The following is a 13,373-nucleotide window of genomic DNA, read 5'->3' as shown; positions in this document are numbered from 1 at the left end:
ATTATGGTGACACTTGCAGGGGACCTAGGGCAAGGGCGAAACTTTTAACATTTATTGCCTAGGCGTCCTCAACTGCCCTAGACACAGCCAATAGCAGCAGCATTTGCAGTAGATCTGCTTTGGTAAAATATCAATAGAATTCCCATTCTTTGCATCCCAAAATGACTGATTTAAGCACACTCAAACGCGATTTTTCCCTGTTGCGCGATCGCCTGGGTCAGACCCAGGACTATCTTTGACCCAGCGGCACTGAAGGCCAAGATTCATGACCTTGAGCACACCGCCGCTCAGCCAGATCTCTGGAATGATCAGGCCACAGCCCAAGCCACGCTGCAACAACTCACTGAAGCCAAGGAGACCCTCAGCCAGCTCCAACAGTGGCAAAAAGCAATTGAACACGTGGAAACAGCCCTGGAACTACTGGAGTTAGAACCGGATGAAGGGTTGGTGACAGAGGCAACCACGCTGCTTAGGGAGTTAGACACCCAGTTAAGTCGTTGGGAACTAGAACAACTCCTCAGTGGCCCCTACGACAAAAACAACGCCATTCTCACAATCAATGCTGGGGCGGGGGGTACCGATGCCCAGGATTGGGCAGAAATGTTGCTGCGGATGTACACCCGCTGGGCGGAGCGCCACGGTTACCAAACCCATCTGGCAGAACTTTCAGAAGGGGAGGAGGCGGGCATTAAGTCGGCAACCTTGGAAATTCGCGGTCGCTACGCCTATGGCTATCTGCGTTCTGAAAAGGGTACCCATCGGCTGGTGCGCATTTCTCCCTTCAATGCCAATGGCAAACGACAAACTAGCTTCGCCGGTGTGGATGTGATGCCCGAACTGGATCAATCCGTTACGGTTGAGATTCCCGAAAGCGATTTAGAAATTACCACTTCCCGCAGTGGTGGCAAGGGAGGGCAAAACGTGAACAAGGTGGAAACGGCAGTGCGCATTGTCCATAAACCAACGGGCTTGGCCGTCCGCTGCACGCAGGAGCGATCGCAACTGCAAAATAAGGAAAAAGCCCTTGCCATTCTCAAGGCGAAACTATTGGTGATTGCCCAAGAGCAAAAGGCCAAGGAAATTGCCGATATTCGTGGCGATGTTGTTGAGGCGGCTTGGGGCAACCAAATTCGCAACTATGTCTTCCACCCCTATCAACTGGTCAAGGACCTGCGCACAGAGGTGGAAACGACAGCCATTCAAGATGTGATGGATGGTGACCTTGATCCTTTTATCCACGCCTACCTGCGGCAGCAAACGGCGGAGGCCAGCTAAATAAAAAAACCTCCCCGTCAGCCGTTGGGGAGGTCTTGAACTTCATCAAATGAGAATCAAATGAGAAAAAATTAGAAAAAAACTAAATCTCGACCACGCCCCCTGCGGCCTGCAGGCGAGCACGGGCGCGACGAAAGGCTTGGGTGGCTTGAATTTTAGCCTGTTTGGATTCCCCCTGTTCGGCTTGAGCGAGGGCGGCCTGTGCTGCGGCAAACTCAGCTTTGGCTTTTTCGAGGTCAATTGTGTCCCCGCGCTCAGCACCGTTGACGAGAATTGTCACTTCGTTGTTTTCAACTTCGGCAAAACCCCCCATCAGAGCGATCGCCACCCATTCGCGGTCTTGACGCACCCGCATGACACCCGTTTCCAAAGCAGTTAAGAGGGGGGCATGATTTGAGAGAATGCCCAACTGGCCCGTTGTGCTAGGCAAAATCACTTCCTCGGCAGGGGCATCCCAAACAGTTTTATCAGGCGCAATTACCCGAACAGTCATCACCATAATGTATTCCTTGTCACTCAAGAAGGAACGGGTGGGCTACCCCACCCGCTATTGACATGTACTCACCTAGGCTTTCAGTTTTTCAGCCTTAGCTTTGGCTTCTTCGATGTTGCCCACCATGTAGAAGGCTTGCTCTGGCAGATCATCCAGCTCACCGCTGAGGATCATCTGGAAACCTTTGATGGTTTCTTCGAGGGTGACGTATTTGCCGGGGGCACCGGTAAACACTTCTGCCACAAAGAAGGGCTGAGACAAGAAGCGCTCAATTTTGCGTGCCCGTGCCACCGTCAGGCGGTCTTCCTCAGAGAGTTCATCAAGACCCAAAATAGCGATAATGTCCTGAAGCTCTTTGTAGCGCTGGAGGGTGGCTTGGACTGCCCGTGCCGTTTGATAGTGCTCTTCACCCACAATGTCCGGCTGCAACATATTGGAGGTGGAGCCAAGGGGATCCACGGCGGGGTAAATCCCTTTTGCAGCTAGACTACGGGAGAGCACCGTTGTCCCATCCAAGTGAGCAAAGGTCGTTGCAGGAGCAGGGTCGGTCAAGTCATCCGCCGGCACATAGACTGCTTGAATCGAGGTAATCGAACCTTCGGTGGTTGAGGTAATCCGTTCTTGCAGAGCGCCCACATCCGTACCAAGGGTGGGCTGGTATCCCACCGCCGAGGGCATGCGACCGAGAAGCGCCGACACCTCAGAACCGGCTTGGACAAAACGGAAGATGTTATCAATAAACAGCAGCACATCCTGCTTGTTGACATCGCGGAAGTATTCAGCCATTGTCAGCCCCGACAGCCCGACGCGCATCCGTGCCCCGGGGGGTTCATTCATTTGACCATAGACCAGGGCGATTTTGGACTTACTGGGATCGTCTTTATCAATAACTCCCGATTCAATCATTTCGTTGTAGAGGTCATTGCCTTCGCGGGTACGTTCGCCCACACCAGCAAACACCGAGACCCCACCATGCTGGGTGGCAATATTGTTGATGAGCTCCATCATGATCACGGTTTTGCCGACGCCAGCACCGCCAAAGAGGCCAATTTTGCCGCCACGGCGATAGGGCGTGAGCAGGTCAATCACCTTGATGCCCGTTTCAAATACCGAGGGCTTAGTTTCCAGTTGCGTAAAGCTGGGGGCAGGCCGGTGAATGGGCAGGGTTTCGGTGGCATTGACAGCACCTTTTTCGTCCACGGGTTCACCCAGCACGTTGAAAATGCGACCAAGGGTGGCTGTCCCCACGGGCACGCTGATGGGGGCGCCAGTATCTACGACTTCCATCCCCCGCACTAAGCCATCGGTGCTGCTCATAGCAACGGCACGGACGCGGTTATCGCCAAGGAGCTGTTGCACTTCGCAGGTTACCGCGACGTCTAAGCCGGCCTCGTTTTTGCCTTGAATCCGCAGGGCATTGTAAATGGAGGGCATTTTGCCGCTGGGAAATTCAATGTCAACGACCGGTCCAATGACCTGAGTGATAAAGCCTACATTGGTTCGTTCTGCTGATATGACCATGGACGTTTGCCTACTGTCTAGGTAAATTCATTTGCGTTTTTCAAGGGGCGATCGCTCCCTAGGGGGCACAGCGATCAAGACTGAAAGTGGAATGCAGCTTTTGGTGCAAGCGCACCACAATACAACGTACCACTAATGCAACCTTTTTCTATCGGATTCAGTGGGATCCTGTGGGAGAGCCAACCTAAGGCCCTATGGACCCAGCTCAGTTGCTGTGAAAAAGGCGGCAGGGCAGGACTTAGCCAACGAGTTCAACTTCATCCTCAAAAAACCAAGTGCTGGAGCGATCGTCAAAGGTGACAACGACGCCAACCCCACTGCCGTCGGTCATTTTAAAACCAGTAATTTGACCCACTTGGCCAAGTTTTTGAATAATGTCTTGGGCGACGCGATCGCGAATTCGACAGACGCGCACTTTTTGCCCCACGTCCATAGCAACTCCCAAACTTTGTATAATCCTTGAAAATCGTACCAAGAAACCGTCACATTCACACGGGTTTGTCCTATGGGTCGTCTGCGGGTTGGGCTATTGTTTGGAGGTCGCTCACGGGAGCATGAAGTTTCGGTGGTCTCGGCGGCAGCGATCGCCCAAGCCTTTGCCGCGGGGGACAATCACGATCGCTATGAGGTGATTCCCATCTACATCCAAAAAGATGGTCGCTGGCGGCACACAGAGCGGATTGGCATCCCTGAAGGCACGGCATCAGAGAGTTCCCTGTGGCAGTTTCCAGCCGTGGTTGACACCATTGATGTCTGGTTTCCCATTGTCCATGGCCCCAATGGGGAAGATGGAACGATTCAGGGACTCTTGGAATTGATGCAGCGCCCCTATGTGGGGTCAGGGGTAGCTGCCTCTGCCATTGGTATGGACAAAATTCTGATGAAAACAGTCTTTGGGGCAATCGGCTTACCCCAAGTGCGCTATGTGGCACTTCAGCGCAGTGACCTGTGGTCAGATCCCTGTCGTTACAATCATTTGTGCGATCGCATTGAAACCGAATTGGGCTATCCCTGCTTTGTTAAGCCCGCCAACCTTGGCTCCTCGGTGGGCATCTCCAAAGCCAAAAATCGCCAACAACTGACAACGGCCCTTGAGGCCGCTGCCGAACTGGATCGCCGCATTATTGTGGAAGCGGCTGTGGTTGCCCGTGAGCTCGAGTGTGCTGTGCTCGGCAATGATAAACTCCAAGCCTCAGTGGTGGGGGAGATTACCTACAGCAGTGAGTTTTACGACTACGAAACCAAATACACCGATGGCCGCGCTCAGCTCCATATCCCTGCGGAGATTCCCCCGGCGGTGAGTGAGCAAATTCGCAGCATGTCCCTGCAAGCCTTTCAGGCCCTCGATGCCGCTGGCTTAGCTCGCTTTGATTTTTTCTATGTACCAAGCACTGGGGAAGTCTTGATCAATGAAGTGAATACGCTGCCGGGGTTTACCGCCCTGAGCATGTACCCGCAACTGTGGGCGGCCAGTGGCGTGTCTTTCCCAGAATTGGTCCATCGTTTGGTGCAATTGGCCCTAGAGCGGCACGCATAGCTACTGGCCTAACACCGTAAAGAACATAACGTAAAGAACATTAAAGAGTCATGAAGGCACGGCATCTGGGCCTTGACTTTTTCTTCTAAATAACCTTATATTCATATAAGCATATAAAACTGTATGGTAGCCATCCTATGAAGCGATCACTGAGGGGCAAGCCTAGTCAGTGGGCAACCATTTGGCTCTTTTTCTTAATTGCGATCGGTGGCCTCTGGTATCCGTGGTTGGGGTACCTGATGCTGGCAATGATGCTGGGAATTCCTGTGCTGGCCTATTTTCGGAGCCGCTATTGGTGTGGTAACCTCTGCCCGCGTGGCGCCTTCCTAGACATTGTCCTCTATCACTTTAGTCCCCACCGTCCCTATCCCAAACTCTTCAAAAAACAGAGTTTTCGTTGGGCTGTGTTTAGCTTCATCATGACCGTTTTTGCCATTCGCATGACGTTGGCATGGGGCAACTGGATGGCCGTGGGTGGTCTCTTTGTCAATATGTGCGTCGTTACCTCCATTGTTGCCATTCTCTTGGGGGTGATCTTTAATCAGCGGGCGTGGTGTGCGATTTGTCCGATGGGAACGCTCCAAGAATCCCTCGGCAAACTGGGAAGTGGCCAAACAAAGGCGAAAAAAGCCGCTGCTAAAGCCACAAAATTATTGCCCCCTGTGGAGTAACCCTGCGATCGCTACAGGATCGCTACAATTTGAAATATCCGAAATATCCACGGAGAGCGGTAACCAAGGTGAATAAACTGCAAGAGTGGGGCTTCAGCAAAGACTGGTGGCGCAACCAGCGGGGAGAGTTTTGGGTGCTTGGGCAAACCGTGCTCAGTATTGGCTTTATTCTCTTGCCGGTGGTACAAATGGCTCGCCCACCTTTTGCAGTGCGTCTAGGTCTGACCCTTGGCTTGGGGCTGATTGGCCTTGGCCTAGGTATTGCTGGCGTGTTTCACCTAGGGAACAGCTTGACGCCCTTACCCCATCCCAAGGAGGAGAGTCAGTTAGTGACGACGGGGGTTTATGCTTGGGTGCGCCATCCCATCTATAGCAGTGTGATTTTTTTAGCGTTGGCCTATGGCGTCTGGCAAATGAGCCTTTCCCATGGTCTGGGGGCGATCGCCCTGTTTATTTTCTTTGACCGCAAGGCGGCTCAAGAGGAACAGTGGCTATCGACAAAGTTTAAGGATTACTCAACCTATCGGCAGTCGGTGAAAAAACTGATTCCTTTTCTCTACTAATTTTTATCCTTTTGCTTGAACACAACTTGCCGCAGACTGGATACAGGGTAGTGCCAGCTCACAACTGTCGCTAGTGCCCCCTTGCGGAAGTTCTGATGAATGTTGTTCTTTGTCATCAAATTGCTGATTTTGACACCCTTGGGGCAGCCGTTGGTCTGACGCGCCTTCATCCAGGGACGAAAATTGTCTTGACGGGGGGTACCCATCCTAAGGTGGGGGAGTTTTTGGCCTACCATCGCGATGAATACCCTCTCATTGAAGCAAGGGCCGTTGACCCCAGCCAATTGCGGCAGATTTGGGTGGTGGATACGCAGTGGCGTCGCCAGTTGGGGCAAGCGGCAGGATGGCTGGATCAACCCCAAGTACAAATTGGTCTGTACGATCACCATTTGGAGATGAGGGGGGACATTGTCTCGCAGCAGCAATGGTTAGAACCTGTTGGAGCCACCAGCACCATTGTTTGCGAACAGTTGCAGGCGGCAGAGATTAGCCTGACGCCTACAGAAGCGACTGTCCTGGCCCTAGGGATTCACGCCGATACGGGTTCCCTAACCTTTGAGCAAACCACGGTGCGGGATGTGCAGGCCTTAGCATGGCTGTTGAGCCAAGGGGCAAATCAGCGGGCGATCGCCACCTATTGCGCGGAAGGTTTGAGCGAAAATTTACAGCCGCTACTGCGGCAGGCCTGGGCCAATCTCCAGCAAGTGGTTCATCAGGGCTATCGGCTGGGCTGGGTATTGCTACATACGGCGGAGTATCTCCCTGGCCTCTCACGGTTCATCACCCAATTGGCGGATCTCAGTGAGTGCGATGCCATTCTCCTTGGGCACTCCTATCGCCAACATCATCTCGCCATTATTGCCCGCAGTCACATTCCCAACGTCAATGTTGCGCATTTGCTTGCTCCCCTGGGCGGCGGTGGTCATGCCCAAGCCGCAGCTGTGACGGTGACCACAGAGGCGCCAGAGGCAATGCTCCAGGAACTATTTACTCGCCTTAGGGAACAGATTCCCCATCCTCCCACCGCTGCCGAACTCATGTCTTCGCCGGTACGCACAGTCCGTCCAGAAACCCCCATTGCCGATGCCCACCGCGTCTTGCTGCGCTATGGCCACTCTGGTCTGTCGGTGGTGAGTGCCGAAGGAGAACTTCAGGGGATTATTTCACGGCGGGATTTGGATGTGGCCCTGCACCATGGATTTGCCCATGCCCCGGTCAAAGGCTATATGAAAGCGCCGGTGCGCACCATTTCCCCCACCACACCGCTGCCGGAGATTCAAGCCCTAATGGTGCAGTACGATATTGGGCGGTTACCAGTGGTGAATGATCAAGGCGACCTCGTCGGGATTGTCACTCGTACCGATGTCCTACGCCACCTCTATGCCCTCAACCGCAACCGGGAAACAGTGTGCCCGCTGCCAACCCTAAACCTTTACGAGGCACTGCAACAGCGGCTGCCGGAGCAACTGTGGACACTGCTACAGCGGGCGGCAGCGATCGCCAGGGAGCGTGGCTGGCAACTGTACCTCGTGGGCGGCGCGGTGCGAGATCTGCTCTTGGCGATTGCCCAGGGGAATCACCATTTACCCACACGGGAATTTGACTTGGTGGTAGATGGGGTACAGCAGGAGGAGGCCGCTGGGGTGCATTTGGCGCAAGCACTCCATGCGCTTTACTCAGAAACCGATTTACAGATTTACGGTCAGTTTCAAACGGCAACACTCCATTGGCCGAAGGCATCAGCTTTAGCGGGGTTTGCCGTGGATATTGCCACTGCCCGCAGTGAGTTTTATCCCTATCCGGCCGCGCATCCAGAAGTGGCCGCCAGTTCGATTCGCCAAGATCTCTACCGCCGCGACTTTACCATCAACGCCCTCGCCATGCGCCTTACCCCACCGCGCCACGGGGAGGTTCTGGATTTTTTTGGTGGGCAGGAGGATTTAGAGCGGGGACTGATTCGGGTTCTCCACCCCAATAGTTTTATTGAAGACCCAACGCGCATTTTTCGAGCTGTGCGTTTTGCTGTACGTTTGGGATTTGAGTTGGAGCCGCAAACCCGCCAGTACATTGAATATGCCCTCACCAGCGGTGTCTTTGCCACCCGCGATCGCCCCACCTCAAAACGGCCTTCCCTACAAAGTCGACTGCGCAACGAACTGCGCCACATCCTTGAACTGCCCCTTGCTCCAAACGAGCACTTTGGCGGTGAGCGGGCCTTGACGCTACTCGCCGAGTTGCGTGCCCTTGAGTGTTTGGATCGCCAAGTCACCTTTGATGAGGCGGCCAAGGGGCGCTTGCAGTTGGTTTGGAAGTGGTGGCCAGAGATTCCTGAGCGGCGGCAGTGGCAAACCTTTCCCCTGTGGGAGCTAGAACTTTTGGCCTTAATTGTGACCGTGCCCACAGCGGGGGCGATCGCGCGTCAACTCCAACTGGGGGAGCACCTCTGTGAGTGGCTCGATACTTTTCCTCAATTCCAGCAGGAATGGCAGACGTTGCGGCAGACAACGCCACAGCGCAGCCACCACTGGAGGTTTTTGGAGAGCCACCCCCTACCGCTGATTGTGCTGTTGGCAGCGGTGTTGCAAGCAGAGGGCAGTGCAGCAGCCCTAGCAGAGGTCACCCTACTGCGGGAGTATCTCTGGCAGTGGCGCCTGCAAAAGCCGCCCTTGAATGGCCATGATCTGCAACAGTTGGGTTACCGCCGTGGACCGCAGTTGCGGCAAATTCTCCTTGCCCTGCGATCGGCGATGCTCGATGGCCTTGTCAGCGATCGCTCCAGTGCCATTGCCTATGTTGAAGCCCATTTCCCCAAGCCATGAATTGGTTTCGTCCCGTCATTGGTCAACCAACCGCCATTCAACTCCTGATCCATGCCCTCGATCGCCGGCACATTGCCCCCGCCTATCTCTTTGTTGGACCCGAAGGGGTAGGCCGTGCCCTCACTGCCCGCTGTTTTCTACAAGCAATTCTCAATGAGGCCAGGGATCTTAGCAACCACCCCGACGTCCTCTGGATGGAGCCCACCTACAGTGTCCAAGGAACACTCTACACCCGTCGCCAACTGCTGGCGGCTGACAAGGAGATTCCCCGCAGTGCCCCCCAGATTCGTCTAGAGCAAATTCGCCAACTGAGTCGTCACCTCAGCCAACCACCCATGCGCGCGCCGCGATCGCTAGTGGTCTTGACCCAGGCTGAAACCATGAACGAAGCCGCCGCCAATGCCCTGCTGAAAACCCTCGAAGAACCGGGGCAGGCCACCTTGATTCTGATTGCCCCTAGCCCGTCGGCACTCTTGAATACGATTGTTTCCCGCTGTCAGAAAATTCCCTTCTATCCCCTGAGTCGTCAGGAGGTCGAACAGGTGCTGCGACAGGTGGCCCCCCCTGACTTTTGGCATCAGGTCACTCCCGCCCTCCTGGACTTGGGAGCAGGGTCTCCGGGGGCAATTCTGCAGGCGTGGCAAACATGGCAAGAGATTCCTGAGGCGTTTCGCCACCTCGGTGAACAGTTGACTGTCCCCCTACCTCTGCAAACGGCTTTGGAATTGGCACGGGAGATTACTCAATCCCTCGATGTGGAACGGCAGCTCTGGCTCCTCAGTCTAATGCAGCAGCAAATTTGGCAGCGAAGAGACTTCCCTCGGTGTGTTCTGGTGCTTCAGCAATTGGAGCGTGCCCGTCAGTATTTGCAGCAGTACGTTCAACCTCGGCTTGCCTGGGAGGTGTTACTGATGCAGTTGGGGACAGTGTGATAGGCTATCGGCAGCAGTTGGCAAGATGATCAGGCAGATGATGGCGAAGCAACAATGGCTGGGGGCGATCGCGATCGCGGTGCTCTTGGGGGGATGCCAGTCGGCCATGGGTCGCTTAGAATCGCCAGCGGTTGCGCGTCCAGAACGTGACGGAGTGGCTGTCGATGTGGCTGTGGCACGCTTGGCCCAGTTAGAGGCCGATACAACCCTCACGGGCACCACTCGCCCCTACCGTGAAGTGATGGTGCGATCGCAGGTGGAAGGTCAAGTGATTCGACTAGGCGTGGATGTGGGCGATCGCGTGCAACCGGGGCAACTGCTGGCGGCGGTGGATCCCGTTGTCCTGAAAAACGCCGTCTTTCAAGCAGAAGCAGAACTGGCTGCCCGCCGCAACGAAGTGATCCAAGCCCAAGCCGCCGTCAATCGTGCCCGCACGGCTGTCGAAGAAGCCCGTCTTACCCTCCACCAGGCAGAAAGCGATGCCCGCCGCCTGGAAGCCCTGCTGCGGGATGGCGCCGTCTCAGCACAAGCAGCAGAACAGGCACGCACAACGGCGCAAACAGCACGGCAGGTACTACGTTCCCGCGAAGCAGAGGTGGTGACAGCTCAACAGGGAGTGGCCGTTGCCCAGGGTCGGGTACAGGCCCAAACCGCCCTTGTCCAACAGGCACGAGCACGGTTGAATCAAGCTCTCCTGCGATCGCCCCTCAATGGCGTGGTGCTAGAGCGACTCACGGAAGTGGGCAACCTACTGCAACCGGGGGGGGAAGTTCTCCGCCTTGGCGATATTCGCCAACTCAAGGTTGTCGTGGAAGTCTCAGAACGGGAATTGGCTAGATTAGCCCCCGGCCAACGGGCGACAGTCACCTTTGATGCCGTGCCCAATCGCACCTACGAAGGACGGATTACCCGAATTTCACCTGCCGCTGCCGCTGCCCGTCTGATTCCTGTGGAAGTGGTGATTGACAATGCCGATGAACGCTTGGGCAGTGGTTTACTGGCACGGGTGGCTTTCCAAGGAGCGAATGCGCCGCGCTTAATGATTCCCCAATCCGCCCTCGGTGGCTTTGAGGAGGGGCAACTCTCCTCACGGCAGGGGAGCGTCTTTGTGGTGGTTGGCGATCGCGTGCAGGAGCGGCAGGTCACCCTTGGCCAACGGCGGCAGGGCCAAGTGGAAATCCTCAGTGGCCTCAAGGCCGGCGATCGCTATGTTGTCCGCGCAAGTCGCCCCCTGCGGGACGGGGATAAAATTCGCCCCAGCATTTTCTCTAAGGGTTAATCACAGGTTTATGGGCGCCCAATGGTCTCGTAGGGGTGCCACGAGTGCAGTGCCCGTAGTTGCGGTGTTTTCTTCTGCTGGTGCGCTTCCATGCGGGCAAGGACATCGTCGAGAATATCCACTGCTAACCCTACATAGGGACCTTTGTTGAGCATGACACACTCCGCTCGCTCCGCCATGGCTGCATCGGTGATTTCGGCACGGGAGGGCACGCCTTTTTTGACTAAGTTTTCAAGGACTTGGGTGGCCCACACCACAGGAACATGGGCCGCTTCACAGATCCAGAGGATTTCCTCCTGCATTTCCGCCAAGCGTTGGTAGCCAATTTCAACAGCGAGATCGCCCCGGGCAATCATGACACCAAAGGGTTGTCGACCCGCCGCTTGAATGATCATTTCTGGCAGTGCTCGAATCGCTTTCGGGGTCTCAATTTTGGCAATGATGCCCATCTGGTCGGCGCGATCGCCACCACAATGCGCCACTTCCCGTTGCAGTAGGGCAATATCCTCAGCGGACTGAACGTAGGAGTAGCCAATGATGTCAGCATAGCGGCAAGCAAAGGCAAGATGCTCGCGATCGCTGTCGGTCAAAGGAGACAGGCGCAAATCACTGTCGGGGAAGTTCAAGCCCTTGGCCACCTTCAGCCGCTGCCCTTCCTTGCAGTGGGTAATGGTGAGTTCTACCCCTTGGGCATCTTTGCTGACAATGCGACCGCCAATGTGGCCATCATCAATCCAAACCCGCTGCCCCACCTCTAATTGGGGCAAAATTTCTGGCAAGGAGCAGGTGAATTGCGGTATCTGGCCGCCATCAGGGCAAATTTCTGTTGTCAGTCGCAGGCGATCGCCACCGTGGACGCGCACCGTTGCCGGCCAAGTCGCAGCAATGCGGGGTTTCGGTCCCCCCAAGTCCATGAGAACTTTGCAGGGTTGACCCGTAATGTGACTTGCCGCGCGCAGATGCTCAATCATCGCTTCCCAAGTAGCAGGGTCATCATGGGCACAGTTGATGCGAGCACAGTTCATTCCCTTGCGCAGGAGCGTAATACTCCATTGCCGGTCAGTGGCCGCTTCGGTGGGGAGTGTCACCATAATCCGCACATGGCGCTTGCCACGAATTGGGCCAAAGAGTTCCGCCGTTTGGCGGCGCAGTTGGCGATCGCCCGCAAAAAAAGCATCAAGGGGTGGGCGCGGCGGCAGTGACTCATGGGCACGACAAAGGGCACCCAAGGTATTGATCACCGCATCCAAATTGGGGAGCACCCGTGACTCAATCCGTCCCAAGGACGATAACCCCCAAGGCATCAAGGCCATTTGCATTGCCCGTAGATCCCGCCAGCGCAAGGCCAAATAGTAGGCAAGATTGCGCGCACTAGGTATAAATTCGGATCGCTTAATTTTTGGTTGCCACTCTTGAAAACGGGCTTCCCCCTCTTTAGTAATTTCCTGCCGCAGTTCTAACAGGCTATGGAGCAAGGCAGCAGGTGAGATGGGTACAGTTGGCACCTCCAACAACATGACCGTCTCCTAGATAATAGATAATTTTTAAATTTTTAAGGGATTTGATGATGGGGTTAGATTCACGGCAAATCAAGACTTCATAGGGATTTCGGAAAAACTTAATCATCGTTGACAACCATGAATTAAAGGCTTAACAACACCCCTCACTGCAAAACATAAATAAACATTTCTTTACGTAATGGGCTGCAAGGATCAGGAACGATCAGGTGTGTATGAACCGTATTCCTTTCTGAGACAACTCTATCTTTCAGTATATCTGCATATCTGCCGACTTCATTTGGGGAATCTTAATTTTCTTCCAAGCAAAAGGATTAAGAGTTACTACAAGCCTTCCAAACAGATTTCCTAGTTCTGTTATGTTCTCAATAGAGATGTTGATTGTCTTGCCCTTACCAGTGCCCCTATGGATCGTCATCCTTCGTTGCAGCTACTCAAATACTCCTATCAGTCCGCAGTGGCCTGGTGCCAAGAACACGGCTGGACCGATCTGTTCATTGAGCAGTACCAGTATTGGGCATTTCCGCCGGGGGGAGTGATGCCCCTACCCTTGCCCACGGAGGGGTTGCAATTCATTGAACTGCCGGTTGCCCTCTCACCGCAGCAACGACGCCTACAGATGTTGGCACTGGCGATCGCTCTAGTCACCACGGGCTTGAGTGGCTGGCTGCAGTCTTTGTTTCCACTTGTCATCGGCTTTAGCTGCTGTGCACTCTTGATTGCAGCCCAAGAGCCCTAAGGTCAATGCCTGATCTGCTGATACATT

The 13,373-nt window shown here is 54.8% G+C and carries 12 protein-coding genes; 8 read left to right on the top strand and 4 right to left on the bottom strand.

Annotated features, from left to right (window positions below; translation table 11 throughout):
- Window positions 1-161: 161 nt before the first annotated feature.
- Window positions 162-1,275, top strand: a protein-coding gene (gene prfB, locus IGQ16_RS06145) for a peptide chain release factor 2 (protein ID WP_157869742.1) whose coding sequence is annotated in 2 segments (ribosomal slippage) — window positions 162-236 and window positions 238-1,275 — 1,113 coding nt in all. Because the reading frame shifts where the segments join, the coding sequence is not laid out codon by codon here.
- Window positions 1,276-1,357: 82 nt separating this feature from the next.
- On the opposite strand, the gene atpC is transcribed toward prfB, so the two are convergent.
- From atpC to IGQ16_RS06130, 3 genes are all read right to left on the bottom strand, one after another.
- Window positions 1,358-1,774, bottom strand: a complete 417-nt coding sequence (gene atpC / locus IGQ16_RS06140) for an ATP synthase F1 subunit epsilon (protein WP_011056376.1) — start codon at window positions 1,772-1,774, stop codon at window positions 1,358-1,360.
- Between the two features lie 66 nt (window positions 1,775-1,840).
- Window positions 1,841-3,289 (bottom strand): F0F1 ATP synthase subunit beta, encoded by a 1,449-nt coding sequence (gene atpD, locus IGQ16_RS06135; protein ID WP_024125931.1) that lies wholly within the window; start codon window positions 3,287-3,289, stop codon window positions 1,841-1,843.
- 238 nt (window positions 3,290-3,527) lie between these two features.
- The gene (locus tag IGQ16_RS06130) at window positions 3,528-3,722 is read right to left on the bottom strand and encodes a DUF2862 domain-containing protein (RefSeq protein ID WP_024125930.1); all 195 of its coding nucleotides are present in this window, start codon (window positions 3,720-3,722) and stop codon (window positions 3,528-3,530) included.
- Between the two features lie 72 nt (window positions 3,723-3,794).
- Here IGQ16_RS06130 and IGQ16_RS06125 point away from each other — a divergent pair, with 72 nt between their 5' ends.
- The 6 genes from IGQ16_RS06125 (at window position 3,795) to IGQ16_RS06100 (ending at window position 11,090) form a co-directional block, all read left to right on the top strand.
- A complete protein-coding gene (locus IGQ16_RS06125; RefSeq protein WP_024125929.1) occupies window positions 3,795-4,826 on the top strand; it encodes a D-alanine--D-alanine ligase family protein in 1,032 nt (343 codons plus the stop codon).
- Window positions 4,827-4,963: 137 nt separating this feature from the next.
- Window positions 4,964-5,497, top strand: coding sequence for a 4Fe-4S binding protein (locus IGQ16_RS06120; protein ID WP_024125928.1), 534 nt, complete (start codon window positions 4,964-4,966; stop codon window positions 5,495-5,497).
- A gap of 68 nt (window positions 5,498-5,565) precedes the next feature.
- A complete protein-coding gene (locus IGQ16_RS06115) occupies window positions 5,566-6,060 on the top strand; it encodes an isoprenylcysteine carboxylmethyltransferase family protein (protein ID WP_024125927.1) in 495 nt (164 codons plus the stop codon).
- Between the two features lie 95 nt (window positions 6,061-6,155).
- Window positions 6,156-8,879 (top strand): CBS domain-containing protein, encoded by a 2,724-nt coding sequence (locus IGQ16_RS06110; RefSeq protein WP_297060632.1) that lies wholly within the window; start codon window positions 6,156-6,158, stop codon window positions 8,877-8,879.
- The gene (locus tag IGQ16_RS06105) at window positions 8,876-9,811 is read left to right on the top strand and encodes a DNA polymerase III subunit delta' (RefSeq protein ID WP_024125925.1); all 936 of its coding nucleotides are present in this window, start codon (window positions 8,876-8,878) and stop codon (window positions 9,809-9,811) included. Before IGQ16_RS06110 ends, IGQ16_RS06105 begins: the two co-directional genes overlap by 4 nt.
- 37 nt (window positions 9,812-9,848) lie before the next feature.
- Window positions 9,849-11,090 carry an efflux RND transporter periplasmic adaptor subunit gene (locus IGQ16_RS06100; protein ID WP_225871758.1) on the top strand — a complete coding sequence of 414 codons (1,242 nt, stop codon included), beginning with the start codon at window positions 9,849-9,851 and terminating at the stop codon, window positions 11,088-11,090.
- Window positions 11,091-11,098: 8 nt separating this feature from the next.
- Here the strand turns inward: IGQ16_RS06100 and IGQ16_RS06095 are convergent, their stop codons facing one another.
- Window positions 11,099-12,607 carry a pyruvate kinase gene (locus IGQ16_RS06095; protein WP_297060630.1) on the bottom strand — a complete coding sequence of 503 codons (1,509 nt, stop codon included), beginning with the start codon at window positions 12,605-12,607 and terminating at the stop codon, window positions 11,099-11,101.
- 406 nt (window positions 12,608-13,013) lie between these two features.
- On the opposite strand from IGQ16_RS06095, the gene IGQ16_RS06090 reads away from it, so the two are divergent.
- Entirely contained in the window at window positions 13,014-13,346 is a 333-nt protein-coding gene (locus IGQ16_RS06090; RefSeq protein ID WP_051372858.1) for a hypothetical protein, read from the top strand.
- Window positions 13,347-13,373 lie beyond the last annotated feature (27 nt).

The organism is Thermosynechococcus sp. M3746_W2019_013, from assembly GCF_015296045.1.
Lineage (GTDB): Bacteria > Cyanobacteriota > Cyanobacteriia > Thermosynechococcales > Thermosynechococcaceae > Thermosynechococcus.
The sequence above is the reverse complement of the archived record's forward strand: the minus strand, read 5'-3'. Positions and strand labels throughout refer to the sequence as shown.

Excerpts from the sequence above, each read along its gene's own strand:
- atpC (WP_011056376.1), bottom strand. The coding sequence starts at position 1,774 with ATGGTGATGACTGTTCGGGTAATTGCGCCTGATAAAACTGTTTGGGAT.
- atpD (WP_024125931.1), bottom strand. The coding sequence starts at position 3,289 with ATGGTCATATCAGCAGAACGAACCAATGTAGGCTTTATCACTCAGGTC.
- IGQ16_RS06130 (WP_024125930.1), bottom strand. The coding sequence starts at position 3,722 with ATGGACGTGGGGCAAAAAGTGCGCGTCTGTCGAATTCGCGATCGCGTC.
- IGQ16_RS06125 (WP_024125929.1), top strand. The coding sequence starts at position 3,795 with ATGGGTCGTCTGCGGGTTGGGCTATTGTTTGGAGGTCGCTCACGGGAG.
- IGQ16_RS06120 (WP_024125928.1), top strand. The coding sequence starts at position 4,964 with ATGAAGCGATCACTGAGGGGCAAGCCTAGTCAGTGGGCAACCATTTGG.
- IGQ16_RS06110 (WP_297060632.1), top strand. The coding sequence starts at position 6,156 with ATGAATGTTGTTCTTTGTCATCAAATTGCTGATTTTGACACCCTTGGG.
- IGQ16_RS06105 (WP_024125925.1), top strand. The coding sequence starts at position 8,876 with ATGAATTGGTTTCGTCCCGTCATTGGTCAACCAACCGCCATTCAACTC.
- IGQ16_RS06100 (WP_225871758.1), top strand. The coding sequence starts at position 9,849 with ATGATGGCGAAGCAACAATGGCTGGGGGCGATCGCGATCGCGGTGCTC.
- IGQ16_RS06095 (WP_297060630.1), bottom strand. The coding sequence starts at position 12,607 with ATGTTGTTGGAGGTGCCAACTGTACCCATCTCACCTGCTGCCTTGCTC.
- IGQ16_RS06090 (WP_051372858.1), top strand. The coding sequence starts at position 13,014 with ATGGATCGTCATCCTTCGTTGCAGCTACTCAAATACTCCTATCAGTCC.